The 26,444-nt window shown below is 39.1% G+C and carries 13 protein-coding genes; 4 read left to right on the forward strand and 9 right to left on the reverse strand.

Annotation, left to right across the window (positions count from 1 at the left end):
- The first annotated feature begins 1 nt into the window (after nt 1).
- A complete protein-coding gene (locus tag BTO11_RS13415; RefSeq protein WP_105053073.1) occupies nt 2-1,477 on the forward strand; it encodes an SLC13 family permease in 1,476 nt (491 codons plus the stop codon).
- A gap of 285 nt (nt 1,478-1,762) precedes the next feature.
- Nucleotides 1,763-2,383, forward strand: coding sequence for a hypothetical protein (locus BTO11_RS13420; RefSeq protein ID WP_105053074.1), 621 nt, complete (start codon nt 1,763-1,765; stop codon nt 2,381-2,383).
- Between the two features lie 79 nt (nt 2,384-2,462).
- Here BTO11_RS13420 and pbpC read toward each other — a convergent pair whose 3' ends face one another.
- From pbpC to BTO11_RS13440, 4 genes are all read right to left on the reverse strand, one after another.
- The gene (gene pbpC / locus BTO11_RS13425; protein ID WP_105053075.1) at nt 2,463-4,910 is read right to left on the reverse strand and encodes a penicillin-binding protein 1C; all 2,448 of its coding nucleotides are present in this window, start codon (nt 4,908-4,910) and stop codon (nt 2,463-2,465) included.
- A complete protein-coding gene (locus tag BTO11_RS13430) occupies nt 4,891-10,839 on the reverse strand; it encodes an alpha-2-macroglobulin (RefSeq protein ID WP_105053076.1) in 5,949 nt (1,982 codons plus the stop codon). The genes pbpC and BTO11_RS13430 overlap by 20 nt, the downstream gene beginning before the upstream one ends.
- A 593-nt stretch (nt 10,840-11,432) precedes the next feature.
- The gene (locus BTO11_RS13435; RefSeq protein ID WP_105053077.1) at nt 11,433-12,914 is read right to left on the reverse strand and encodes a tryptophan halogenase family protein; all 1,482 of its coding nucleotides are present in this window, start codon (nt 12,912-12,914) and stop codon (nt 11,433-11,435) included.
- Nucleotides 12,915-13,015: 101 nt separating this feature from the next.
- Complete coding sequence (locus BTO11_RS13440; protein ID WP_105053078.1) at nt 13,016-15,829, reverse strand: TonB-dependent receptor; 2,814 nt, start codon at nt 15,827-15,829, stop codon at nt 13,016-13,018.
- Nucleotides 15,830-16,285: 456 nt separating this feature from the next.
- Between BTO11_RS13440 and BTO11_RS13445 the strand changes: the two genes are divergently transcribed.
- Both BTO11_RS13445 and BTO11_RS13450 read left to right on the forward strand, forming a co-directional pair.
- Nucleotides 16,286-17,926 carry an alpha-glucosidase gene (locus BTO11_RS13445; RefSeq protein ID WP_105053772.1) on the forward strand — a complete coding sequence of 547 codons (1,641 nt, stop codon included), beginning with the start codon at nt 16,286-16,288 and terminating at the stop codon, nt 17,924-17,926.
- A gap of 259 nt (nt 17,927-18,185) precedes the next feature.
- On the forward strand, nt 18,186-19,211 hold the full coding sequence (locus tag BTO11_RS13450; RefSeq protein WP_105053079.1) for a LacI family DNA-binding transcriptional regulator: 1,026 nt from the start codon (nt 18,186-18,188) through the stop codon (nt 19,209-19,211).
- 108 nt (nt 19,212-19,319) lie between these two features.
- Here BTO11_RS13450 and BTO11_RS13455 read toward each other — a convergent pair whose 3' ends face one another.
- The 5 genes from BTO11_RS13455 to BTO11_RS13475 all read right to left on the reverse strand — a co-directional run bounded on the left by BTO11_RS13455 (nt 19,320) and on the right by BTO11_RS13475 (nt 26,415).
- Complete coding sequence (locus BTO11_RS13455) at nt 19,320-21,767, reverse strand: glucan 1,4-alpha-glucosidase (protein WP_105053773.1); 2,448 nt, start codon at nt 21,765-21,767, stop codon at nt 19,320-19,322.
- Nucleotides 21,768-21,824: 57 nt separating this feature from the next.
- Nucleotides 21,825-23,342 carry an MFS transporter gene (locus tag BTO11_RS13460; RefSeq protein WP_105053080.1) on the reverse strand — a complete coding sequence of 506 codons (1,518 nt, stop codon included), beginning with the start codon at nt 23,340-23,342 and terminating at the stop codon, nt 21,825-21,827.
- A 299-nt stretch (nt 23,343-23,641) separates the two neighbouring features.
- Nucleotides 23,642-24,178: a GDYXXLXY domain-containing protein gene (locus BTO11_RS13465; RefSeq protein ID WP_105053081.1), complete on the reverse strand. Its 537-nt coding sequence runs from the start codon at nt 24,176-24,178 to the stop codon at nt 23,642-23,644.
- A gap of 1 nt (nt 24,179) precedes the next feature.
- Complete coding sequence (locus tag BTO11_RS13470; RefSeq protein WP_105053082.1) at nt 24,180-25,364, reverse strand: DUF4401 domain-containing protein; 1,185 nt, start codon at nt 25,362-25,364, stop codon at nt 24,180-24,182.
- Complete coding sequence (locus tag BTO11_RS13475; RefSeq protein ID WP_105053083.1) at nt 25,351-26,415, reverse strand: DUF2157 domain-containing protein; 1,065 nt, start codon at nt 26,413-26,415, stop codon at nt 25,351-25,353. Before BTO11_RS13475 ends, BTO11_RS13470 begins: the two co-directional genes overlap by 14 nt.
- Nucleotides 26,416-26,444: the final 29 nt, after the last annotated feature.

Consider the following 26,444-nt stretch of genomic DNA (forward strand, 5'->3'; position numbering starts at 1 on the left):
TATGGCAAACAATATATTAACTCAGGAACCCGCTAAAAATAGACATTTTCAATGGCTATTTTTAATACTTGGTCCAATTATAATGTTACTTACCTGTTTATTAGATCCCCCAAGCGCTATGTCGCCAGCGGCATTTAAAACCGCAGGTTTAGCATTTTGGATGGCGTCTTGGTGGGTTAGTGAAGTAGTTCCTATCCCTGCAACGGCGTTATTGCCGTTGGTGATCTCACCTTTAGCTGAGATAAGTCCAATAAAAGCAGTAGCTGCACCTTATGCTCATCCTTTGATCTTTTTGTTTTTAGGTGGCTTTTTAATCTCAATTGCGATGGAACGTTGGGGTTTACATAAACGTATCGCATTAAAAACTATGTTATACGCGGGGACTAAACCAAGCTTACAAATTCTAGCTATGATGCTTGTTACCGCCTTTTTATCGATGTGGATGTCTAATACAGCGACCGCTGTAATGATGTTACCTATTGCCCTTTCAATTACTCATTTAGTAAAAGACTCAAATCCTGAAAATGACGGATTTGGTAAAGCCTTATTACTTTCAATTGCTTACGGTGCCAGTATTGGTGGTATTGCGACATTAATTGGTACACCACCAAATGCACTTATGGCTGCATACCTTTCTGATAGTTATCAAATTGAAATTGGCTTTGCTCAGTGGATGATTGTTGGTTTACCTTTAGCAATAATATTGTTGGCACTTTGCTGGGTGTGGCTTACAAAATTTGCTTATAAAGTTGATACCAAAGAAAATAAAAGCGCGAGCGTAAACACCAAAGAAGTATTTAAAGAGCAGCTAAGTGCCTTAGGTATAATGCAACGAGCTGAAAAAGGCGTACTTTGCGTATTCGTTTTCGCGGCGTTATGTTGGATTTTCAGACCTTTATTAACTGACTTTACTGGCTTGAAAATATCCGATACCGGTATTGCGATTGCCGCGGCTTTATTATTATTTGTGTTACCGGCAAATAAAGGCGAAGACGAGAAAATTCTTGATTGGAAAAGTGCCTCACAAGTTCCTTGGGGTGTGTTGTTATTGTTTGGTGGCGGACTTACTTTGGCGTCACAAATTAAATCATCGGGCTTAGCCGACTTTATTGCTCATATGATTGAAGGCGCAAGTACTATTCCATTGGTTCTTAGTGTGCTTGTTGTTGTCAGCCTAATCACTTTCTTAACCGAGATCACCAGTAACACAGCAACGGCAGCAGGCTTTTTACCACTGCTAGGCCCAGTTGCTGAGTCGATAACTGGCACACCTTTAGTTTGGGTTATTCCAGCAGCTATTGCGTGTAGTTGTGCGTTCATGATGCCGGTTGCTACGCCACCAAATGCAATTGTATTTGGGTCTGGTGAAATAACCATGCGTGACATGATAAGAGCAGGATTCGCCCTTAATATCATGGCGATTATAGTAACAACCATTATTACTATGACTATAGCTGCGCAAGTGTTTGGTTTTTAACTGAAAGCCAAGCTTAGTTTAAGTTTGGTTTAGGTTAATATTTAGTCTGTGGTTTTGTATGTTGACGTTCTCATACAAAACCACTTTTTCTGCATTAATATCTCTTTTTAGGGTTCCCCCCTATGTCAAAGCCCCTGTTATTTAACGCATAATCTCACCCAAGATAAAATCGGAAATAAAGTTATTTATCTATATTTGATTTGTAAAAATATAGATTATTCGGTTAAAAGAATCACCATCACCTCTATGTTTCCTTTGCCTTTATAAACTCAAAATGGAACCCAAATGAAGTTAAGATTTATCCTTGTCGTTTTTTCGTTATTGGTATCCGAATTTATAAATGCAAGTGAAGCTTCTCCAACCTGGAACCATGTCGATTTATCCTATAAAAGTTATTCCTATGACGACATTGATGACTTTGCTCCTACCGGATTAAACATATCTGCATCCTATTTAGTAGTTTCCAAGTTTTTCATTACTTCCCAGCATGAAGCGGTAAAGTATCAATACCCAGCCCCAAATAAAGACAATACGTTCGAGTTATCTGTGGTTACTTTTGGTGTTGGTTTAAAACATTCAATAACGAATACTACGGACATTTGGGTTGGAACCGGTATCGCCTCTTTGAAAGTAAAAACATCGGATAGAATATTTCTTAATAAAGAAGAATCTGACGGGATTTATTCTGAAATAGGCATAAGGTCTATGCTAAGTAGCAAGGTTGAATTTTTTGGCCGTTGCCAGAGACGAACAATCGAAGCGATTAATGGTAATGACAAGTCTACCGAGTATTTTACTTTTGGGTCACGTTATTTATTAAATAGAAGCGTATCATTGTTTAGTTCATTTGGTACGGGACAAGACAATAGCAGTACGACATCTATAGGGCTTAGCGTTAAATTCTAACGGCTGATTAAGCTTAACTATTATCTGAACCAATATTATCTGAATCACTTTTATCTAAGTCCACTATTGCCTAAACCTACTACTGAATAAGGTTCACTCGAACTTTCGTTGACGAACCCCGCCCTAAGTCATCAACGACCTTAACGTCAAATGTGCCGACTTCTGGATGCCAAAAGAATGGCTTATCACGCGCTACCTTGCCAACAAATCGATTATCTATAAACCAAAATAATGAATGTGAGTCGCTATCTGTAGTAGCAATAAACGGCAGTACTTCATCTTTTAACTTACTTGCTCTGACGGTATAGCTAATTAGGCTACTCGGCGAGGTTATCGTTGGTGCAAGGCCACGCGTGCCCGTTTCGTTAATATCACATGACTCCAAATAAATCGGTGGCTGACGCTTTACTACGCCTGCTTGCCTAAACAAGGTAACTAAGTCCGACGGCCAAAATTCGTAAACGTCTTTTTTGGTGATTGCTGCATCAAAACGACACGCACGCAAACCTGTTTTTTTATCTATATAAATTTCTCTGTGCACATCCGATATTTTAATTGGTGATTTACCCGGTATAAACAAGCCTTTTTTTGTTTTAGGACAATGTAGGTTAGGTAAATCTCCAGTGCTTGAGCAGATATCAACGTCGGTTATATTTAAGCCATCAGCAGATAGGTTGTCTTTGATTAAACCATAGCTTTCTAGCGAGCGAATTATTTCAAAAAACAAAGGCCCAGCTGCTGTCCCGCCGATAAAAGAAGGATGCCCTTCTCCGGTAAAGTTACCAACCCAAACTGCTAATACATAAGGCCCAGCAACTCCCACAGACCAAGCGTCTCTAAAGGCAAAAGAAGTACCTGTTTTCCAATACACCGGATACTCTTGTCGAGTTTCTTTTTGAAATTCCATCTCATCAACGGCGGTATTTTGTTTTAACATTTGTAAGGTTAAATACGCAGCTTCCGGACTTAATAATCGATTTTCATCTGACGTCGGTTCGCTACCGTTATTGTTATTGTTATTGTTGGCATTGCTAAGAAAATACTGGTCTATTTCTGTTTCAGTAGTGCTTTGGTTAGAAACAACAGCTGAAGGATCAGGCGTTAAAATCACTTCCTCTTTATAGACTCCAAAGTTGGCTAACATAGCGTACAGCCTTACTAGCTCTAACATAGTGACTTCGTTACCACCAAGAGCGAGCGCCAAACCATAAAACTCTTTAGGTTTTAAGTCTTTAACGCCTCCTGCGACTAAAAGATCATACAGGCCTATTTTTTTTAGCTCGTACATTAAATTTACCGCGGGCACATTTCGACTTAAGACTAATGACTCCGTAGCGGTTATAGGCCCTAAAAAGCCTTGGTCGTAGTTTTCAGGTGTGTATGCGCCATAACGTCTTGCCGCATCTTTGACCAAAGACAAGGGATGAATTAATCCTTCATCAATAGCCAGTCCATAAATAAACGGTTTAAGGGTAGAGCCCGGTGAACGCTTGGCTAGAGTACCGTTAACTTGACCACTAATTTTGCGATTGAAAAAATCAACCGAGCCGAGCTCAGCAACCACTTCCATGGTTTTATAATTCAATAAAAGAGCCGAGGTATTGTTCAGTCCATCTCTGTCACGACGTTGTATATAACTTTGAGCATGGCGCTCCAACAGCTTTTGTAGATTTAAGTTTATCGACGTTTTGTACTGCCCTGACTTAAGGTTTGGGTATTCGCTGCGTAAGTGATTAATAAAATGCGGCGCTAAAAAAGGCAAGTCAGAGGTAGACTGAACACTAATTGGCAGTTGCATGGCACTTGCCCAATCAGCATCTTCAGGGTGCGATTCTAGCCAACGGTTAAATAACTTTTGTCGTGTATCTAGCAATACAGGTTTGGCGGTCTTTTTAATTGGGTTACGTTTAGTCGGGTTTTGTGGGATTAAACTCAGTAATAAAGACTCTGGCAAATTAAGCTTACTGGCTGGTTTGTCAAAATAAATTAAACTCGCCGCACCAACACCTTCAATGTTTGAACCGTAAGGTGCCAAGTTAAAATACGCTTCTAATATTTGTTTTTTAGAGTAATGTCTTTCTATTTGTAAGGCGCGAAAAATTTGTTCAAGCTTGCCCACAATAACATGTGTGTTCATACCATAACGTAGTCGAGCTAATTGCATCGTAATGGTGGAAGCTCCAACTCGTCGGCTTCGTTTTATATAACTGGTATAAAACGCCTTAGTTAGCGCGACAAAGTTAATACCTATGTGCTGATAAAAGTACTGATCTTCGTATAAAAGAGTGGCCTCTTGTATATCCAGAGGGATTTTATCTATTGGAGTCCACAAACGATAACGATCGTCCGTCGCTAAATTTAAACGCAGCAGTTTCTCGTCATTGTCATAAAATGCCGTTGAATAAGAAACATGCTGAGTAATGTCGGGTTTGGGGATAAAAAGATATAGCAGCACCATAAACAGTGCTGCTATTAAAACGGCTTTCCTAAACAGCAGGAAGCCCTTTCTATTTAGACGAGATGACATCAAAGCGACCAGACGTCGAATTAGCCTTGATAGTTAGGTCGTACATAGACTCAACGTAAACGGGAGGAATAACAAAACTACCCATTGTCGTTGCTTTCACTTTATAGGTTAGTTTTGTCACACTCTCACTAAAACCACCGTAAAACACAACTCGGTCTTCTCTAACATCTTGGTAATCTGACTGCCAACCATTGTAACCACGACGAACACTTTCGGTTGAGACTTCAAAACCACCCGGCAATAAGTCTACAACCGCCACGTTAGGTACATAGTCACCTGTGGTACTACGTATTTTTAGTACAACATTTAACTCTTGTCCTTGGGTAACGTTCCCCGTTATCACATTGCCTTTGTCGTCTTGGAACTCACGGATAACTTCTAAGCCTTCACTTACCGCCTCTTTTGGCAAGCTAGTATCAAAACCAGATTGGCTAAGCATGTAGAACGAGTTAGGTTGAGCAAACAGTTTCAGTTTTTCTACATCGGTAAAGAAACTCGCTTTAGGATAAGGGTTATGTTTTACCTCCAAAGATTCACCAGTTGCTTGTTCTGCATCTTTATCCTTGTTACTTGCTTTGAATGCAGTAAAGGTTACATTTTCCTCAACACCTTTTGGTAAAACCACTTGCGAATAAGCACTCATCGCAATCACCGACCAAGCTGATGATAATGTATTGTATTTACCTTCAAATATTGGCTCAACAAAAGTAAACAATTTGTCTTTTTCAAGTTCAGCTAACTCAGTTGGGAAGTGTCTAGCGAGTAGATATACATATTGTCCGTCATGAGTAAGACGTGAGTCGTAAGAATTCCAATGATCATCTTTGGTTGCTTTACCCACTTCGTACTCTTCAATAAAGGACTTAGCTTTGTCTTCTACATGCATTAACTTGTAACTCGCACCAATAAACACAGATGCTATATCATGACGCCATGCTTTACTTCTAGCCGACTTCAGAGTTTTCTCTAAGTCGAATAGGTAGTTTGCGGTGACATCACCTTTACGTGTTAACAGGTAAATAGCATAAGCTCGGTTTCGATTACTAATAGCCGAGCTTGATTTTGACGCTGAGTGCGCAATTTTACTTACGGCCTCAAAACCTTTTCTCCACATGTCATTTGGTATCGCAACCCCCTTCTCTTTTGCATCTAATAAAAAGTGCATTACATACAAAGAAGCATACGTCGACTCGTAATCACTTGCAGGCCAAAGCATATAGCTACCATTAGGTAACTGGCGTTTACGTAAGGTGTTTATTAAGTTATTTAAACGTTCATATTTAGTAGCAATATTGCCCATGTACGTTGGGTGTTCCAGATAATTAAGAATAGGGAAAACACCACTAACTACTTGTTCCGTACACATGTGCGGGAAAGTATCTAAATAAGTAATTAAACCATCAACCAAAGCTAACGGGCTTTGCGATGCGGTTATATTGTTATTAGCCAAACTAGGATATAGAGTTCTTGGTACATCGAACGTTTCTTGACCAGACTCAGTTAACCCACTTTTAAAGGTACTCACTAAAGGCACTGGTGGACGAACGCTTAATGTTGCAGTGCGTCGGCTAAAGTTTTCACCAGCTGATGCGGTAAACGAGATTGATGCAGCACCAAGCTTATTCAGTACTTTTACGCGAAGGGCCACTCTATCTTCTGAGTTTTCATCTACTTTTAACGTTACCTTAGACTCGCCTAAGATTTTTAGGTTGTCGGACGTAGTAACATCAATATCAATTGGTAATTCTTTACCTGAACCTTCAACGCCATTGGCTACACCTAATACCACTTCAAACTCATCACCTGGAGCGGCAGCGGTTAATACATTAGGTGTTAATACAAATGGTCCACGAACGAGTGTTTGATGCTCTTGAACACCTACACCTTTGTTATTTACTGCAACCGCCATCACTCGTAAAGTACCTGAGAAAGTATCAGGGACTTTAAAGATATGTTTTTGTGTTTCAGGTCCTGCAGATAAAACACCAGACCAAAATGCAACTGGTTTCTCTACTTTACGAGAGAATGGATTAAGCTGTTTGCTTCTAAATGAAGATTCCATTGAGCTCATCATGCCACCACCGGCAGCGGCAAACTCTTGCACTAAACGAAATTCAGGTAAAATAAGGTCGACCATTTGCATAGTGCCAACTTCTAGAGCTCGTTTTTGTAAAAAGTGATTTAACGGTTTAGGTGTTTTATATTTAGCTACTTGTAAAATACCTTCATCAACAGCATACAGAACCACACTTGATGGTTTAGCTGAGCTATATGAAATAGTTAACTCATCACCAGGTTGAATTCGTTTAGGTACGCCTAAATCCAAGTCAATAACACGAGCGCTACGGTCGATAGAAAATGACTTAACTGCGTAACTTAATGGGCTAGTGAAGATCTCTTTTGAGTCTACATCTCGAACAAAAGACACATTTATATAAGCATTACCTTCAATTCCCTTAGGCACTTTTATGGTTTGTACACTACTTAATGTGTCACTTTTAAACCATTTGAAAGCATGAACTTTATTGGTTTCAATGGTGATCAAGCCAGAACCTATATAAGGCGCGACAATGCTCATCTCAACAGATTCACCCGACTTATAATCGCTCTTACTTAACTGCAGTTGTAGCTCTGCATTTCTTTCTAACTTGCCCGCTAAGTTACCTGCACCTACAACGGTAAAGTGTACTTTGGTCAATTTATTACCACTGCTATCAACAAGTTCTAATAAATAGTCTCCTGGCGTGCCTGTCGGTAATTTATAGTCAGTGCCAGTTTCAGCAATAGCGAATTTATCCGTGCTTAACAATTTATCTTTTCTGACAGATTGGTATTTATAAGTTCCATTATTTTGCTGTACTAGTGTAGAAATGTACTGCTGCTGCGTTAACTGCAAAGACAAGTTATTACGAGGAATCTGTTTAACATCTGAGTCGATATTAACAAAGTTTAATACACGGTCTGAGTCTCTAGAAATATAACCTAAGTCACCATCGGCTTTGAAACCAACCAACTCAGTCGCAGGCGATACCAGCATAGCGGTGCTTGAACGAACACTGCGGCCACCACCTTCTTCATAACCTTGCACTGAAAAGTTTAAACGATATGTGCCTGCTTCGTAATTAGTCAGGTCGATATCAAACTCAGCTTTACCATTGTTGTCGGTTTTGCTTTCGTCTAAGTTTTCATTTCTTTGTCTGATATTTTTATTATCGTAATAAGAGTCTGAAAATGTATATTTGGCATATTCATTAAAGTAAAAGTTAGCCGGCGTTAAACGTATATTGGCAGTGACTCTTCTGTCTTGAGCTGGAGTACCAAATAAGTTTTCAAGATTAACCAATGCCTTTATTTCAGAGGCTGTCACCCAACCTTTTGCTTTATATTGGGCAAACTCACTTGTTATTTTTAATCTATCCGCTTGAAACTCTTCAACTTTAAAACTGGTGCTACCAAGTTGGCGATGTCTGTTGTTTTCAACAAGTGATACGTATGCGTAATAATTACCCGTTGCAGAGCCATATTCGGTTTTAAAGTTTACGTCGATTAAACCGTCTTGGTTTAGTTTCATTCGCTTTTTATATACCGTTGAACCACGAGGATCATTAATTCTAACTTCTAACGGAATAGAGCCTAAAGCCGAAAAGTCTTTTTGTTTAACTATTGCCGCTAAGTTAACGTCATCACCTGGGCGGTAAATACCACGAGAAGAAAACATAAATGCATCTATTTGGTTTGTAGCGTTTTGACTGGTTCTTACACCACCTGTGTCAAAACGAGAGTAATTTACACTTCTGTCATAACGGTCGTAAGGGATAAAAGAAACATCCGAGCGATTCTTAACAACAAACGCAACAGGCTCTTTATCTCGTTGAAACGAAGACGTAATAGGAAAATAGGCATGGCCTCTAGCATCTGTTTTTGCCGTTAATACCACAAGTCCATTTTTAGCCAGCAAAGACACATTGCTGTTGGCTACTGGTTTTCCTGTTTCTATCGACTGAACAAATACATCGTGGGAACCATCGGCATTATTTTTTACTAAAATACCTAAGTCGGTAATAAGAATAAGGCGGCGATCGTTACTGCCAAATGCATATTTTCTTACAGGGTCCCAAGCTCTAGCATCAACAATAAACAAACCTAAACCATCTGAAGAACTGTAGCTGTCACTTAAATCAAGTGATGAATACACCGCTTTTTTCGGATGTTCGTCTTTTAATTTAATGTGTTTTTTTGAAAGAGTACTGATGTTCTCTTCTGAGAAATAATAACTCTTAAAATCAGGGCTGGTAATGCGTCCGCTAGTTTGGCTAATTAAATGATTAATTTGGTTTTCATGTACTTTAGAAATATCGACTTCAATTTCTTTAATACCACGGGTTAAGAACGACAGTTTATGATCACCATTTTTAGACAAAATAGCGCCATCTGACATTATATTTACTTCTTTAGGATAAGATGGCGTTGTTAAGAAACGGTCATACTTATTGCCCATTATAAAGCCATTCGTTGATTTTAATCCGCTATCTAAGCGTATGTAAATCTGTCTGTCTTCTGGTGCATCAAAGGTAAAGCTGTGCAATTTAGCGGTATCATGTGCTGTAGGAACGGCGGCTAATTTGATTTCTTTTGAAAGCTTAAATAATTCCGCATAATCAAGCTTACTAGAGCTACTCCAACGTTTTTGTCTGCCGTTAGCGTCCGTTGTTGGTAATAAATACGCTTTGGTTTTAGTAATAACATCTTCTGAGCTGATCTGGTCGGTAAAGTTAATAACTAATGCTTGTTCAGACTCATCTTTGGCATTTTTTACCAAGGAAACATCGGCGTTTCTCACCTTGAAAAAACTAGCAATGCTTGGAATTAATAGCGTTTTCTTCAATTTGTTTTCTAAACGTGAGCCACCGTTAGTTGGTTTAACACCGCTATCAAGCACTAGGTACATGTAACTACCATTGTCTTGAATTTTTATTTTCTCTGACGTTATATAAATTTCACGTTGATGCTTATCAGACGTCACTTCAAATTTGTATTGATACTCACCGTTATTCCCCTTTCCACTTACTGGCTGAATTAAGGTTAAGTTATCTTTGATACTGTCCAGATCTACTGGGTGTGTAGCTCTTAATGTTGCCACTACCTTATGACTATTTTTTACTTGTGGGTCCTGGTAAAGCTCAAAAGACTCTAAGCTCACACTAAAGTCTGGGGTAGTAAAACGTGTATTATCTTCCTGTAATAAAATATCAGGCTTAAAAATAGAGGTATCAAAACTAACGGTATAGGATGTTCCAGCTGGCCAATCTTGCTTAGGTTGGAATTTAAGTCTGTCCTCTTCACTCCAACGCCACACGCCCGCAACTTCTGGGTTAATTGTTATGCCACTGGTGATCTCTTTATCTAACAATTCTAATTTAGCAACGGAACGAGATACCTCTTCATTGTTACTATCTCTAGATACTGTCGGGCTAAACTTGATATATACCGCTTCTGGATTTAACGTTTCGCTATTGTAGTAAGTAAGCTCTGGCGCATAACTACTAGCTTCATAACTCACAGGCTGGGGTATAGAAAGGTAATAATTATAACCCACACCTATGAGTATAAATAAGGTGAAAACGGATAATACTGATTTGATATTACGGCGTAAAAAACCAAAAGGAGATTTAAGCCATTTAGGTTTCTTCAGTGTAATAATGTCTAAGATACTTAAAATAGGTAATACAACAGCAAAAATACTGCCAAAAATAGCCACCCCTTTTAATGCCATTTCAGTACCCGAGGTGAAGAAAATAATAATCCCCAAAATAGTCGCCAACAAAATAGCAATTAAACCGCCTAATAAGAATTGCTTGCCTACGAAGCCAAGAAACTTGAGCAACTTTGATGAGAAGGTAATTTGTTTAACGTTATCTTGTACATCCATTGGACATTAACCTTGTTTGTTAGTTTTGCGTAATTCAGTCGCTTTGATCAACAACTTTATACATTCAATATTGTATTTTCTGTTAGGTACTTTCTGTTAGGTACTTTCAATTATGAGCTTTCGATTATCACGGTAGCGGTAAGAGACATTTGCATGTTCATTGCTAAGCTATAAAACCTTAAAAGTGGTTACTAGCCATAACATTAAACTGCATTTTAAACAGCGCATTAAGCAGCATAAGCCCCGATCAATCGACCGCGAATATTACAATAAAATTAATAAGTTAACTAGTAGGGTGTTCCCCTAACCGCCTCTGATAACTAACTTAATATAGAGCAGTTCAGCGCCAATATACTTAGTTGTCTGTTTAACTATAAAGGTGATAAAGACAGACAAGTGCTTTTTTTGCAATATTAGATACCGTTACCTACTACTTTAATGATCTTAACTGGCGCTATGTTATTTTAGTTGATATGGTGATTGATGGTCTTAAGCGCTGTTAAGAGACTAAAATAACTAACATTTATTAACTCAGCTCTTTTAGTCCCTTAACCTAGCTATTTAACACTTAGTTCTTGATTTAACACCTTAATTCATTCGTTTAAAAAACCTTCATGGCTTGGCATCTTAGCGACAGTAGCTTGTATTAAGGTATTTAAGTTATCCATTAAATCAAGCAGTTGCTCGTTAGTAAGTGTGTCGGCCATTGGGTGATAATCCTCTGGGATGACTTCTTGCCCAAGCAATACTTGCTGCCATGCTATCTCACTAAACACATCATCTTGTTCCCTAAAGACCTTACCCGACTGTTTAAACAACTCGATTTTACGTTCTAGTGTTTTGGGAATATCCATCTGTTGGCAATATTGCCAAAAATCAGTATCTTCTCGCTGATTAACTTTGTAATGCAAAATAATAAAGTCTCTAATATTTTCAAATTCTATTTTAGATTGCCGATTATATTCCGCCACTTCCACATCTTTAATGCCTTGGTGAGGAAAGCACTTTAGTAACCTAATAATTCCCGTTTGAATAAGGTGAATACTGGTAGATTCTAATGGCTCTAGAAAGCCGCTTGAAAGACCAATTGCCACCACGTTTTTATTCCATTGCTTGGTCCTGCGGCCGGTTTTAAATTTAATAAAATTAGGCTCAGACAAGGGTTTACCAGACAAGCTAGCGCGTAGAGTTTGTTCCGCCTGTTCATCGCTGATAAATTTACTGGAATAAACAATGCCATTTCCCATACGATGTTGAAGTGGTATATGCCAACACCAGCCAGCATCTTTAGCGACACTTCGAGTGTAAGGTGGAATTGGTTTTGTGGGTTCACTAGGCAGTGCTATAGCTCGGTCACATGGTAGCCAATGACGCCAATCTTCAAATCCAGTATTGAGTGTCTGTTCAATCAACAAGGCGCGCATACCACTACAGTCAATAAACAAGTCCCCTGCTATTACCTGACCCGTTTCTAAGGTGACCTGCGTGACATGACCACAGCTTGGCGCTTGATCAACCTTTGTTACTTTGCCTTCAATACGTTCGACTCCCGACGCTTCACTATATTCACGTAACAACTGAGCATAAAGCGATGCATCAAAATGATAGGCATGTGTAATGCCGGGTAAATTTGTAGCGGGGATATTAGCTAGTTTATCAAATTTACCATTTTTCGCGGCCTGATAATTCAAGGAAAAATCACCAAATGAAAATTTATTCTCTAGCTTTTGCGCGCTTAAAAATAAATGATTAAAATCACAAAAAGGTAAATTTTTACCGACACTACCAAAAGCGTGCATATATTGGCTACCAAGCGAACTCCAATTTTCAAACTCAATACCAAGTTTAATTGTACCTTTGGTCGCCTTCAAGAAATGGGCTTCATCAATACCTAACGCATTATTTAGTTGGAGTATTGGTGGTATAGTTGCTTCACCAACACCTACGCTACTAATAGATTCAGATTCAATCAGTTTAATGTTGTGCGTTTTACCAAGGACTTTTACTAACAAAGCGGCACTGACCCAACCAGCCGTTCCCCCTCCAACGATCACTATGTCTGTTATATTCTTCATACTAAAACCCATCAATTAAATACAAATGCTCTAAATTATCGCTATAAAACAAGAAAACCCCTGTAACTTTCATCACAAGGGTTTTTCATATTTTTTAGCTACTATAGCTTGTAGCTAAAGCCGAGTAAGTAAGTACTACCATAATCTTGGTAATCTCGTACTTGCAATGCATTATCACCTTGTAACGAAGTGAACGGCTCTTTAGTTAAGTTATAACCTTGTAAGAAGATAGATAAACCTTTTAACTCTTCAAAACCAGCTTCACCGAAGTCATAGCCAATTTGAGCATCCCAAACCGTTTCACCTAAAATATCAACTTGCACTGTGTCAAAACCTAACCCGTAAACATCACCTTTAAATGCATCACGTTTACGCATGCTTGCACGAGCTGAGAATCCATTATGGTCATAATAAATAGTTGCGCTACTTATGCTGTCAGACAAACCAGGTAGTTGATATTCATTATCATTTTGATCTTTCATATCAGACTCAATCCCTGTGTAGCTCGCTATAATACCAAAGCCATCAAGGTCTTCGCTTATTATATTAAATGGCAAGGTTGCAGATATTTCATAACCTGAAAGTGTGCCGTCTCCGCCATTCACTTTACCGCTACCGGTACCAGATGTTGTTGCAGGTAATAGACCTGTCTCTGGATCGGTAATTCCCGTCATATCCACTGAGTAGTTACCGTCAAAAATCCAGTTTTGTAAATCTTTATGAAAAAGCGCAACCGCGAAGTAACCTTCCGCACTAAAGTAGTTTTCATAAGATACATCTATACCTATGGCTTCTTTTGGTTCTAAGCTTGGGTTACCACCATACAATGCCCAGTAATTACCGCTATCGTCAGGTTGTTGATTATATGACGCACTATAAGATGCGTTCATTTCATCTAAACGAGCACGAGAAATGGTTTTAGCTGCACCAAAACGCACAGTTTGAGTATCGTCAATTTGCATTGATAAATTAATACTAGGTAAGAAGTGGCCATAATCGTGGCTTGCGTCAGTTGCTTGTGCAACCACTAGACCATTAACCGTATTAAACGCACTACCTTGTGAAGACTGCTCGGTATGTACATAACGAATACCAAACCCACCTGTTATAGGCATGTCAGCAATTTCAGTGGCTAGTTCAGCTTGAACAAAAGCAGAAGTTACTTGCTCATTCACAACCCAAGATTTAGTGGCGTGTTTGGCGTCAGTTAAGCTTTCCTGTAATAGATTGTAGTAACCGTCATTAATCAAACCCATAGTGTCATAAGCAACCATGTTACCCATGCCAATAAAATCTAAATTAGCACTGCCTAAACGATATTCTTCAGGTACTGATAACATACCTGCATTGTTCGGGTAGCTAAAGTTACTTAAGGTCATGTAATAACCTTCAGACTTTTTAGTCTTCTCACGTTCACGAAAAGCAATACCGTAACTAATAGCAGATATAAAGTTTGAATCAATTTCCTGGCTAGCCGCAAATTTTAATGACATTAATTCATCATCAATGTTTGGCGCATTGATAAATCCATCTTGAGCTTGGTTTTCGTAATCAGTGCCGGAAAGATTATATTGATTATTTAATGCAGAGCTACCGCCCCAACTTAAAGGGCCACCTAATTGAATTAGGTTGAAGTCGCTGTAATCTAATTCGTGCGTAAATGTTGCGCCTGTATTACCTGAATCAAAAGTGTATCCTAGGTTGTCAGCAACACCACGGCTGTCGCCACGACCAGTGCCTGAGTAACTTTCAACACTGTAAACATCACGCTCAACTTTTGAGTAACTTGCATCAAAATCTAATATCCAAGTGTCATTCACGGCCCAGTTAGTATTAAAGCCAAATGACATTAGTTGTGCGTCACGTTCTTCGTAGTCATTACGAACAACAACACGCTGTCCCTCAGTAGTCGCGCTCGTTACAAAGCCTGTGGCTTCATCTATTACTGCGGTGTCAGGGGAAATAGAACCTTGACCCCAAGCAAAAGGTATTTCAATCCCACGAAGAATTTTAGTATCTAGAAAATCAACATAGAGTGCATCGAACGTTACTTTTAAGTTATCTGTAGGTGCAGCTTCAATAACCAACATGGCAGAATCACGATCTAATACAGAAGAACGTACATAAGGCTTAGCTCCACCTAAAATAGAACCTTTTGTTCCATCGGTATATTCAAATTCTGGGTAACCCCAGGCATTCCAGCGTTTTTCTTGGTTTGGTGAAGACATTGTAGTGTAAGCAAATGCAACACCTAAAGTGTCATCAGCAAACTGATCCATGTAAAAGAAAGTCCCTTTTACACCGTCATTTTCACCATCTGGATTTAATTTATCAAAACTGGTTTTTTCATACGTACCATTAACTTGAATAACACGGCCATCTTGGCTCAACGGCTTAATGGTTTGTAAATCAATAACACCAGCAATACCTTCGCCTTCAAGGCTGGCATTCGGTGTTTTATAAACGGTAACTCCGCTCATTATCTCTGACGGGTAAAGATCAAATTCCACACCGCGGTTGTCACCTATGGATACTTGCTCACGGCCATTTAATGTTGTGCCGCTTTCATTCTCACCAAAACCACGAATACTTACTTTACTTGCACGCCCGTCAATACGCTGTGCTGCAAGACCCGGTAAACGGGCAATAGACTCAGCAATTGAAGAGTCTGGTAACTTACCAATATCTTCTGCTGAAATAGCTTCGACTACGTTACCTGAGTAACGTTTTAGGCTAATTGATTTCACCAAACTTTTACGAAAGCCTGTAACTTCAATGACTTCAACTGCATTATCCGTTGCTTCAGCCGCTAACTCTTTAGCATCTTTTGTTGTTGGTTCAGCAGCGTGAGCACCACTAGCAATACCCGCTGTGATTAACGCTATTGTTACCAAATTCGGTTTGAAATTTGACATTGTTGACACCCCGTTTTGTGTTTTTTTATTATTATATTTTTTTATGTTACTGCGATTACTCTGTATGTTATGGAAATAACAATGAGCAAAATGCGTACATTTATTTTTTTGATGAGGCGATGTTACGCTTCATTCTATTTAACAAACAACCTCATGCATACGTATTCAATGTGATCCCACTACATTCAACAAACACAAAAAGCCTAAAAAACACACAAAAAAGCAGTCTATATAAAGTTAAACACTTGTAATTAATGAAAAAAAATTAATTCAATTAATATCATTGAAAAATACCTTTTATGCATACGTATGCAGCGGTATTGAACATTTTAGCTAACCTAACGTATTCTCATGCAACTTAATTTGGTCTTATCTAATTTGCACTTAATAGGTCAAACACAAGATCAATACATACAGTGCGCGACAAATACGCACAACTTATTAGTTGAGGTTTACATGCAGAAAACTCCTTGGTGGCAAGGTGCTGTTATTTATCAGGTGTATCCACGCAGTTTTATGGACTCTAATAATGATGGCATTGGTGATATAAAAGGTATCATTGATAAATTCGACTATATCGAATCCTTAGGTGTGGATGCTGTATGGGTTTCACCATTTTTTAAATCGCCAATGAAAGACTTTGGTTATGATATTAGTGACTATCGAGCTGTCGACCCTATCTTTGGTGAACTTAAAGACTTTGATGCATTAATCACTCGTGCGAAGACATCTGATATTAAAATCATTATCGACCAAGTCCTCAGCCACACGTCCGACTTACACCCCTGGTTTACTGAGTCTCGTCAAAATAAAACCAATCCTAAAGCAGACTGGTATGTATGGGCCGATCCAAAGCCAGACGGTACAGCGCCAAATAACTGGATGTCTATTTTTGGTGGTACAGCGTGGCAATGGGAGCCTCGTCGCGGTCAATATTACTTACATAATTTTTTAACTAGCCAACCGGATTTGAACTTCCATAATAATGAAGTTCAACAAGCTGTTTTAGATAATGTCGAGTTTTGGTTAAAACGTGGTGTAGGTGGCTTTAGATTAGACGCTATAAATTTTTGTTTTCATGATAAACAATTACGTGACAATCCAGCTAAGCCACAAGATAAACGTGCTGGCCGTGGATTTAGTGAAGACAATCCTTACGCTTATCAGTATCACTACTTTAATAATACCCAACCTGAAAACCTTGGGTTTATGGAATCATTGAGACAGTTATTCAATCGATATGATGAGGTGGTTAGTTTAGGTGAAATTTCAACTGAAGACTCACTTAAAGATATGGCGTTATACACTCATAACAATCAGCGTTTAAACATGGCTTATAGCTTTGAATTGTTAACCGATGACTTTTCAGCGCAACATATTAAAGACACAGTATCCTCATTAGAAGCTCAAATGACAGGTGGCTGGCCTTGTTGGGCGGTGAGTAATCACGATGCGGACCGTGTTATCACGCGTTGGGGAAAAGGCAAAGAGAACAATCAACTAGCAAAAATGTTACCTGCGATGTTGGGTTCACTTAAAGGCAGCATATGCACCTATCAAGGTGAAGAATTGGGCTTATCACACGCTGAACTATCCTTTGAAGAGCTTCAAGATCCGTTTGGAATTACATTTTGGCCACAATTTAAAGGACGAGATGGATGTCGTACACCAATGCCATGGCAACAGAATGCGATAAACGCAGGGTTTTCAGAAGCGAAACCTTGGTTACCGGTTTCTAAACAACACTTACCATTAGCCGTTGATGTGCAAAATGCCGATAAACACTCACCTCTTAGCAGTTACCGTGCATTTACTGCATGGAGAAAAGAGCACACTGCATTAATTACTGGCGACATTGAATTTGTTAGCACAGACAACAATGTTTTAATTTTTATTAGACACTGTCCAGATGCTCAAAAACAAAAGATATTGTGTGTATTTAACTTTAATGACTTCGCTGTTGATGTTGCTATTGAACAAAGTGTTATTACGTTTTTAAACGCAGCGCCGTTTTTAATGGATGTGAGTGACCTTGATAATTCAGTAACAAGTATCAACACCAGTGGATTCAGTGGTTTTTACGCTCATATTAATTAGTGCTAAATAAGTAGGTAAAGAATAACAAGGCCGCTGTTCATGGCCTTGCTTATCTCATCTCTGGTAAATGAGATAATGTTTGCGTTACTAATGTGAATGGGCGTATGGATTGTTACAAACTAGATAACAGCATTATTTGAGAGTCAGTTGAAACTTAGGTACTATCCCTTTAAGCGCATATTTAAGCGCTGTGTATTTATTTAACCACGAACAATAAACGTAGCGACTATAACCTCTTAAGCCTCAGCGAGAAACGACCATGAGAAATAAAACCACCTCTTTTGATATTGCTTATCAAGCGGGTGTATCACAATCTACCGTTTCTCGTGCATTAAGCGGCAATCCCTTAGTGAGTAAAGAGACTCGAGCTCGTATTCAAGCGATCGCTAAAGAACTCAATTATAAAGTTGATAAAAACGCCAGTAACTTACGCACTCAAACGAGTAACACAATCGCGTTATTGCTGTTTGAAGACGTCACGGTGGATGACTCCAACATTAATCCATTTTTTCTGTCTATGTTAGGCAGCATAACCAAAGCCTGCGCCGAAGCTAAATATGACTTGTTAGTCTCATTTCAACAAATGAATGACGACTGGTACGCTGAATATGAAGATTGCCATAAAGCTGACGGACTTATTCTATTAGGTTACGGCGACTATCTTACTTATGCACAAAAGTTAGCCCACTTGATTGATCAAAAAACACACTTTGTATTATGGGGAGCGGGTGATAAAAGTTTAGACGCCATCACAATACGTTGTGATAACAAACAAGGTGGTTTTGCCATCACCCAACATTTAATTGAACAAGGCCGTCGACACATTGCATTTATTGGTGAAGCTTCAGATGCGACTCCAGAATTATTAGAGCGTTATCAAGGTTATTGCCAAGCATTAAAAGATAACGGCCTAACACCGAATAAAAAACTACATGTTGACGCAAAAATCACTGAATTATCAGGCTACGAAGCCACCAAAGAATTATTAGCTAGAAACGAAAAGGTTGATGCTATCTTTACTGCTTGCGACTTAATGGCCATTGGCGCAATGCGAGCAATTAAAGACAAACAACTGGTTGTCGGTAAGGACATTGCGGTTGTTGGTTACGACGATATATCTGTGGCTCAATTTACCAATCCCCCGCTGACAACCGTAAGACAAGACACTAATATTGCAGGCCAACTGTTAGTTAAAAACCTAATTGATTTGATCAAAGGAAACGACGTTAGTAATTCCATTATTGAACCCCGTCTTATGATCAGGCAAAGTTGTGGCAAAGCTTAACGCTTTGATCAAACCTAGTTCCACAACCGCAAAGCACGATTACCGAACAAATAAAAACGCCGCTATTTAGCGGCGTTGTTATTATTAAGTACTATTTAATGTTAACGGTTAACGTTGAAACTTTTGCGTTAATTCACTGTAGTTATCCCATACTTTTTTATCAGTATATGAACGTAGTAGTTTGATATATTCAGCATGAGTCCACGCTAGTGGTGTTGCCGAGTTAGTGCCCTGACCTAACTTATATTGGTACTTATCGTTATTACCTACCCCGTCCCAAACTTGCTCTGGAAGCATCATGCCTTCATTAGCAAATAGCTCCATCGTTCTAACATAAGTATTGCGTAACTTAGTCATAGTGGCTGAGTTAATATCTTTTTGCTCTAAATTTGCAGCCGCTAACTCGTAATGACCACGTTCTCCGGTAAAGAACGGCCAAACGCGACCACGCTGTTGCTCTATGTTTTTACCCGTCGCAAAATAGCCTCGGCCTTTTAGCGTGTCTTCGCCATAACCGTCATTACCATAACGACGCCAACCTGGGAATTCTCCCGACTCACCGTCAAAACTAAAGTTATATTTAACCCGTAAATTATCTTCTATGCTTTGACTGTCATATTCTACTAAGGTATCAACCACAGCGGCATCGTCAGCACTACGAACGCCATAACGAACCAGTTCTAAGAAACCACCATCGATAACGCTTTTTTTATCTACGCCAGGCTTACCATTGTTATCGCCCAATTTCTCAGCGTCATTTATGTCTTTGTCTTTGTTCAAACGAACATAATAATGTCCATTATTTTTATTGGTAGCCGCAGAGTTAAGTTCTTTCTCTTTAGAAAAAGTACCTTCAGTGGTAAACATTAGCTTTTCAATATTGTTGGCATATTCTTTGGCTGTTTTTGCATAAAGTGCAGCACTTACTTTGTCACCCGCTAAGTTTGCAATGTCAGTCGCAGCTGCAAGCCCAGTAATAACTGCAGCGGTTGTAGATGGTGAATGACCAGACTGTTCTTCCCAACGCTCTTGTTGAGTAACTGGAGGCGTGATTTTAGCGTTATTCCAACCGATATTTACCGTTCCGCCTTTAACTAAAAAGTCAGCCGCTGGTTTGAACATTTTGTTATACCAAGAGATTAACTCTTGGTCTGATAAAATTTTACTGTCCCATAATTTCCAACCCAACATGATTGGCATAGCCGTTTGATCTAATTGCACACCAACCCACTCTACAGTGCCATCTACATGTGTTTTTTGTAAGAACCAACCACCGTCGCCTTTGTTGTCTTTAACCTTGTCCGACACCTGAACTTTTTCTAAGTAATTAAAAGAAACCAGTGGAGTCTGTGTATCGCCAAGAGCTAATAAAGCCATAGCACACTGATAAAAATCTCTTGGCCAAACCGCTTTATAACCGGTACTGCCTACTTCTGCTGAAACAGAATCGCCCCACGGATTAGACAGTGATGCGATTAATGCACCAGCATGCGTTTTGTCTTCCTGGGCTTTAAGTACTAAAGCACTAGCATGTAATAAATGTCCGTTATCTGTCGTTGTTGGGATCATCGACTTTAAGCCAGTAAGGCTAGTCAAATAATCTTGCCAACCTATGGCTGAACCTTCGCCATTATATTGTGCCAATACTGCTTGATAGCCGCGTTCTAACGTACTTTGAGCTTCATCATGACTTTCTGTTTGGCTATAACCAAAACCTAACGTGATATCAAATTCGACTGTGGCGCTGCCTTTACCATCAAGATTGACCGTATTAAACTGTGCAGTTAAACCTACGTTCCCAGCGATTTCTCCAGTGTTTTGATATTGCCAGTCCATCACGCCGTCTTTTAAGTCGGTTAAACCATCAGACTCGCCAATAAAACCAACCGATGTTTGTTTAAAACCTTGCTTACTTAATAACGTAATATGAGAACCGTTATCGCTGGCCGACAAGCTATTTTTAGACGCCACTGCCATGTCGTTACTACCACTGTTATTAACATGTGGGTTTACTAGTAAATAAGGCGTGATATTGGCCTCGTTAGCCGTGAAATAGGTTTTTACATATAACGTATTATGACTTGGGTCGGTAAATACATGTTTTTCAATACTGTATTTTCCCTCTTTGTCTTGGTTTACAATTTTATAAGCCAACGACAATGGTCGGTTTTGATCATCACGATACAAATATTCAATTGTTGAAATAGTGTCATCTTTTTCAGTATCAACAAAGCCTGTTCCCGTGACGACAAACTGCATATCTTTAATTTGTGCCTCATGGATCAAACCAAACATGGTTTCGGTAATAATACCTTGAGCTAAAGAGAACCAAACTTTTGAAACTTTACCGGTTACCGCTTCATCTGTGTATTTTAAGTCTTTATACGCTTCGTAAGATGTGCCAATACCATTTTTACCGGCATAAGCCCATGTGGAAGCAGCACCAGGCGCTCCCGGTGCTATTATATTTTTAGTCGCTAACGCGTCTGTATCTTCTGTTGTGTTTGTTGAAGATTGACCGCAACCGATTAAAGTAAGGCTACTGGCCAATGCCATAACAAGTAGATTGGGTTTTAGATGACGAGGTTTAAAATTCACGACAAACTCCTATTATTATTTTGATGGTGTCGTTTGAATGTTAGCGTCGCTAACAAATAGAGTTGAGATCCCAGCAATTATTAGCGATACGCCGCCTAATACTAGAGCATAAATTGTTTGCCCATCAAAAGCGTATCGTACCAACACGCCTAAAATACTAGCGGCAAGCAACTGTGGAATAACGATAAAAAAGTTAAATATCCCCATATACACACCCATTTTATGAGCCGGTAATGAGTTAGATAGCAATGCATAAGGCAAGGACAAGATAGATGCCCATGCGATCCCAACGCCCACCATTGAATAAATCAGGTGATCGGGGTTGGTAATAAATGAGAATGAAATTAGACCCAAGGCACCACAAGTTAAATTAAACAAATGGCTCATACGTAAACCAACTTTGCTAACAATCCAAGGGATAAACACGGCCGCTAATGCAGCAAAGCCATTGTAAGATGCGAATAAAACCCCTACCCAGTCAGCGCCATCGTTAAATAACTTACTGGTTGCATCGGATGTACCGTAATGAAAGCTAGTTACCGCAGACGTGGTATAAATCCACATAGCAAATAGAGCAAACCAGGAAAAAAACTGAGTTACCGCCAATTGTTGCATAGCTTTGGGCATATGAAACAAGTCATTAACTACCTGATAAAAACCGTTGTTAACGGCGCTGCGTTTAATCATAAACGCCGTTATGAATTCAACTAATCCAAAGGCAATCAAACCGCCAGCGACTAAATACAACTCTTTGTCTAAGCTATTGGTATAAATGAACATTAACAGCACTAAACCGACTAAACTCCAAATAGCTGCGCCAGTTAAATACTGTTTAGCGCTACGATGCTTTTCTTGATAAACCAATTTAGAATCTGTTGATGCTTTTTCAAAAGCCGCTAATTGCTCAGGAGAGTATTCTTTAGTGCGATAAACAGTCCATGACACAGCGGCAAGCAACACCACGGCTCCTGCGTAAAATGAATACGTCACTGAGTCAGATATTTCCCCTTGCGGGGCTACATTACTTATGTCTAACCAATTGGTTAAAATCCACGGTAATGCTGAAGCGACGATTGCGCCAATACCAATAAAGAAACTTTGAAATGCATAGCCTGTCGCATGTTGTTTTTTAGGTAACATGTCGCCAACAAAGGCTCTAAAGGGTTCCATTGTAATATTGATTGAAGCATCCATGATCCATAAGGTGCCTGCTGCAATCCACAATACTGACGAATTAGGCATAACGATAATAGCCAAAGAGGTAACAATAGCGCCGTAAAGAAAATAAGGGCGACGGCGGCCTAAGTGATTCCATGTTTTATCACTTAAATAACCAATAATTGGCTGAACTATTAGACCAGTTAATGGTGCTGCAATCCAAAGAATTGAAATGTCGTCAATACTTGCACCTAAGGTTTGAAAAATTCGGCTGACATTGGCGTTTTGTAATGCAAAACCAAATTGAATGCCTAAAAAACCAAAGCACATATTCCAAATTTGCCAAAAGTTTAAACTAGGTTTTTGCTGCGACATAAACGCCCCATTAGATTACGCAAGAATTAGCGCTTGATAATATAGGGACTACTACTTTATGCCTAGGGATTTGCATACGTATTCATAACAACAAGCCATAATCACTGCGGTTCAGCCGTTAAATAAAAGCCATTAATAAAAAACGTTATGATGAATTGAATGTGGGTAGCAAAAGCAAAAAAGCCGATTAACACTATGAAGTAACTTCATAATATCAATCAGCTTTTAGTATTTAAAAACCCAAATATGGTTAAAGATTAAAGATTAAAGATTAAAAATAAGTACTAATTTTTAAACGATCACTTTCCTAATAAATTAAAGTCTTTATCCATTAAAGACACCAATAATAAATCACCGGATGTGTCGACTCTAAATTGTCCGTACGTGGCACTTTCGAGCTCTGGCCCAGTCCCTTCTTCAAAGAAGTAAGCGTTGGTGGCAATTTTTATTCGTCCGTTACGTTGTCTAAATTTCATCGCGACGACCGCTTCTTTATCGTTAATTTTTTCAGTGACGCTAACAAACGAACCAACCTTATTTTCATCAAGGGAAAGCTGGACAAAACCGTCAAAACTAGCCGTTCTATAACCTTTATAATCCTCTTTGTCTTTTTCTCTGTCCTTGTCTTGTATTTGCTCTAGAGCGGTCTCAATATCACTGACAATGGCAAAACGCAGCGCCATGTAATCGCCTTGCATTAAAGAACGCGGATCAACAGGAGCTAGTGGCAAATACACAATTTGACCATTTTCTAACAATTGTTCTTTTTTATAAATAGACCAATTCACAACACCAAGTACTAAAACTAAGGTGATAACGGCAACTAATTTACGCATATTAAACACCTTCAACCGTATTTATTTTAACTGCATCTTTTTCAACAGCATCTTCTTCGGCATAGCTTTCTTCAACCGCATCTTCTTCAATCAGCGGCCAAAAACGGACGATGACAAAACGCGCCGTTAACATCACAATCGCAACGACCAAAAAAACCCCAGATTTATACAATAAGGTTTGCTCCATCGAATAATAATAAACCGAGCAAAAACCTAATAACGCGAAGATCCCTAGGCCCATCAACACGCGATTAGAACGAGAAAAACCAAGTATTATAATAACCACCGCCGCCGAGAACCCTGTGGACTTAATCGTTAACAGACAAAACACTAAAGCCCCGCCGAGCGCTATCACAGTGGCTTTAGTGTCTTTCGTGACCTTAGTAGCCTTATTAGGTAATCTTCTTTGACTGTTTTTTGTCATACATGGAATGACTTTCCAAACACTAAACATAATGGCAAATACAAATAAGCCTTGAGACACGCTATAGGGAAAATTAAATAACGGTTCCACATCGCTAGATAAAACAGTAAAAAGCCATAAGTCGAGTTCAGTTACACAATGTATGGTTAACCAGAACAAGGTTAATCCATAAACCAAGCCACTAACCTTTTGATAAGACTTAATCGTTTTAAATTCACGTGTGTACAAGACAACAAGCAGTACCAGCACAACTGAACTAACCACATAAGGAATGCCTATTACTTGAAACCCGACCTCAAATGAGATTGCAGCAAAAGCCGAAGAAAAAACACGGTGAACAAAATTAGGCATGATCACAGCTAATAGCGCATGGAAAACACCGACAATAAGCCAACTATCTGGCTCTCTGCCACCAACAATGGAAAATACCACTAAGGCTTGCCCTGCTAAGCTGACGGCTAACCCTACATGCTCAAAAAATTCATTTTTAGGTATGCGTATTATAAAATAAGCCACCACAATGAGAAGCCCACCAACAATGCCAACAATAGCTTGTTCATCAAACAGATCATTAAATAAATCTGCCATTAACAAGCCGACAAAACCTAAGAAAAATACAGCACCCACCCAACCAGAAATAGCCAATAGCGTTTTAATATACCAAGGCGATGTTAACGGTTGCGACTGAATGTCGTCAGCATCATTGTTTTGCACGAGTCCTGCATTTTTTAACTTAGCTAATAATGAATTACTCTGACTCATGTTGAACTTCCTTGTTAACGTGTTCTTGCAATGGCTCTTGTTCGGCCCGGTCTTGTTCGACCCTGACTGGCTCAAATGATTTTACTTTAGTCGACTTTTGCACTGAATTAAGCCACCAAGCAGAACAAGCACCAAGACCTACGATAATTAACGCTAGTAACAAAAATGCACTTATAATTTCACTACCATTAAATAAAAGATTTATAAATAATGTAGCAATCAGCATTATCCCAGACAGGCAGCCAATCGCTAGTATAAACAGTTCAACGGTTCTACAACGATAAAGCCAATAACCCAACCCCATACAAATAGCCCACATAGGTACGGCTAAATTGCTAAACATATTGCCTTCGCTCACTGAAATTATCGCAAGAATTGTAATTAAAATGGCCACCGTGACCGTAATAAGTCGCATAGAAAAACCATCTTGTAACCATTTACACTTTACACTGGCCAGCTGCCATACAATTAAGCTAACAAAATTAATGGCAAACAAGCCCCATAAAATAACATCTTGAACATAATGTAGAAAAAACAATCTGTTATGCGCATCGATATACAAAATAAAAGCGACGTTAATTAGGATTATGGATATTAACCACAACACTGAAAATCGTGCTGTCATTGTCCAAGGTAGTATTAAACAAGCCCAGATAAAGAATAGCTGCCAAGGATCGGCTCCTGTTTGATAAGTTTGGCCAAACAAAGCTAATAAAACGCCAACAAAAATAGCCGCCACGGTAATAGATGCTTTTGCCAACAAGGACTCTTTTTTTAATATTAGATAAGAAATTATAGCCCCGACTAAACTCACTTCAACCAAAGCGAATTTGGCAAAACGACCAAATTCCAACCAGTTAAAGGCAATAAAGAAAAGCATGGAAAGGCCAAGCGCGATGCTGCCAGTCCACAAAAACAATTGATTTAAGAAGGTTAACCAACGTGAAGAGTTAGGGATAATGTTAGCCAATGTAACGGCTTCATCTAGATTTTCATCCGTGACTAGATTGTTTTCAATGAGGTTAATCAGCTCATTACGATGTGAGTCCATCACACATTCCTTATTAATTTTTGCTACTG

The organism is Psychrosphaera saromensis (assembly GCF_002954545.1).
Lineage (GTDB): Bacteria > Pseudomonadota > Gammaproteobacteria > Enterobacterales > Alteromonadaceae > Psychrosphaera > Psychrosphaera saromensis.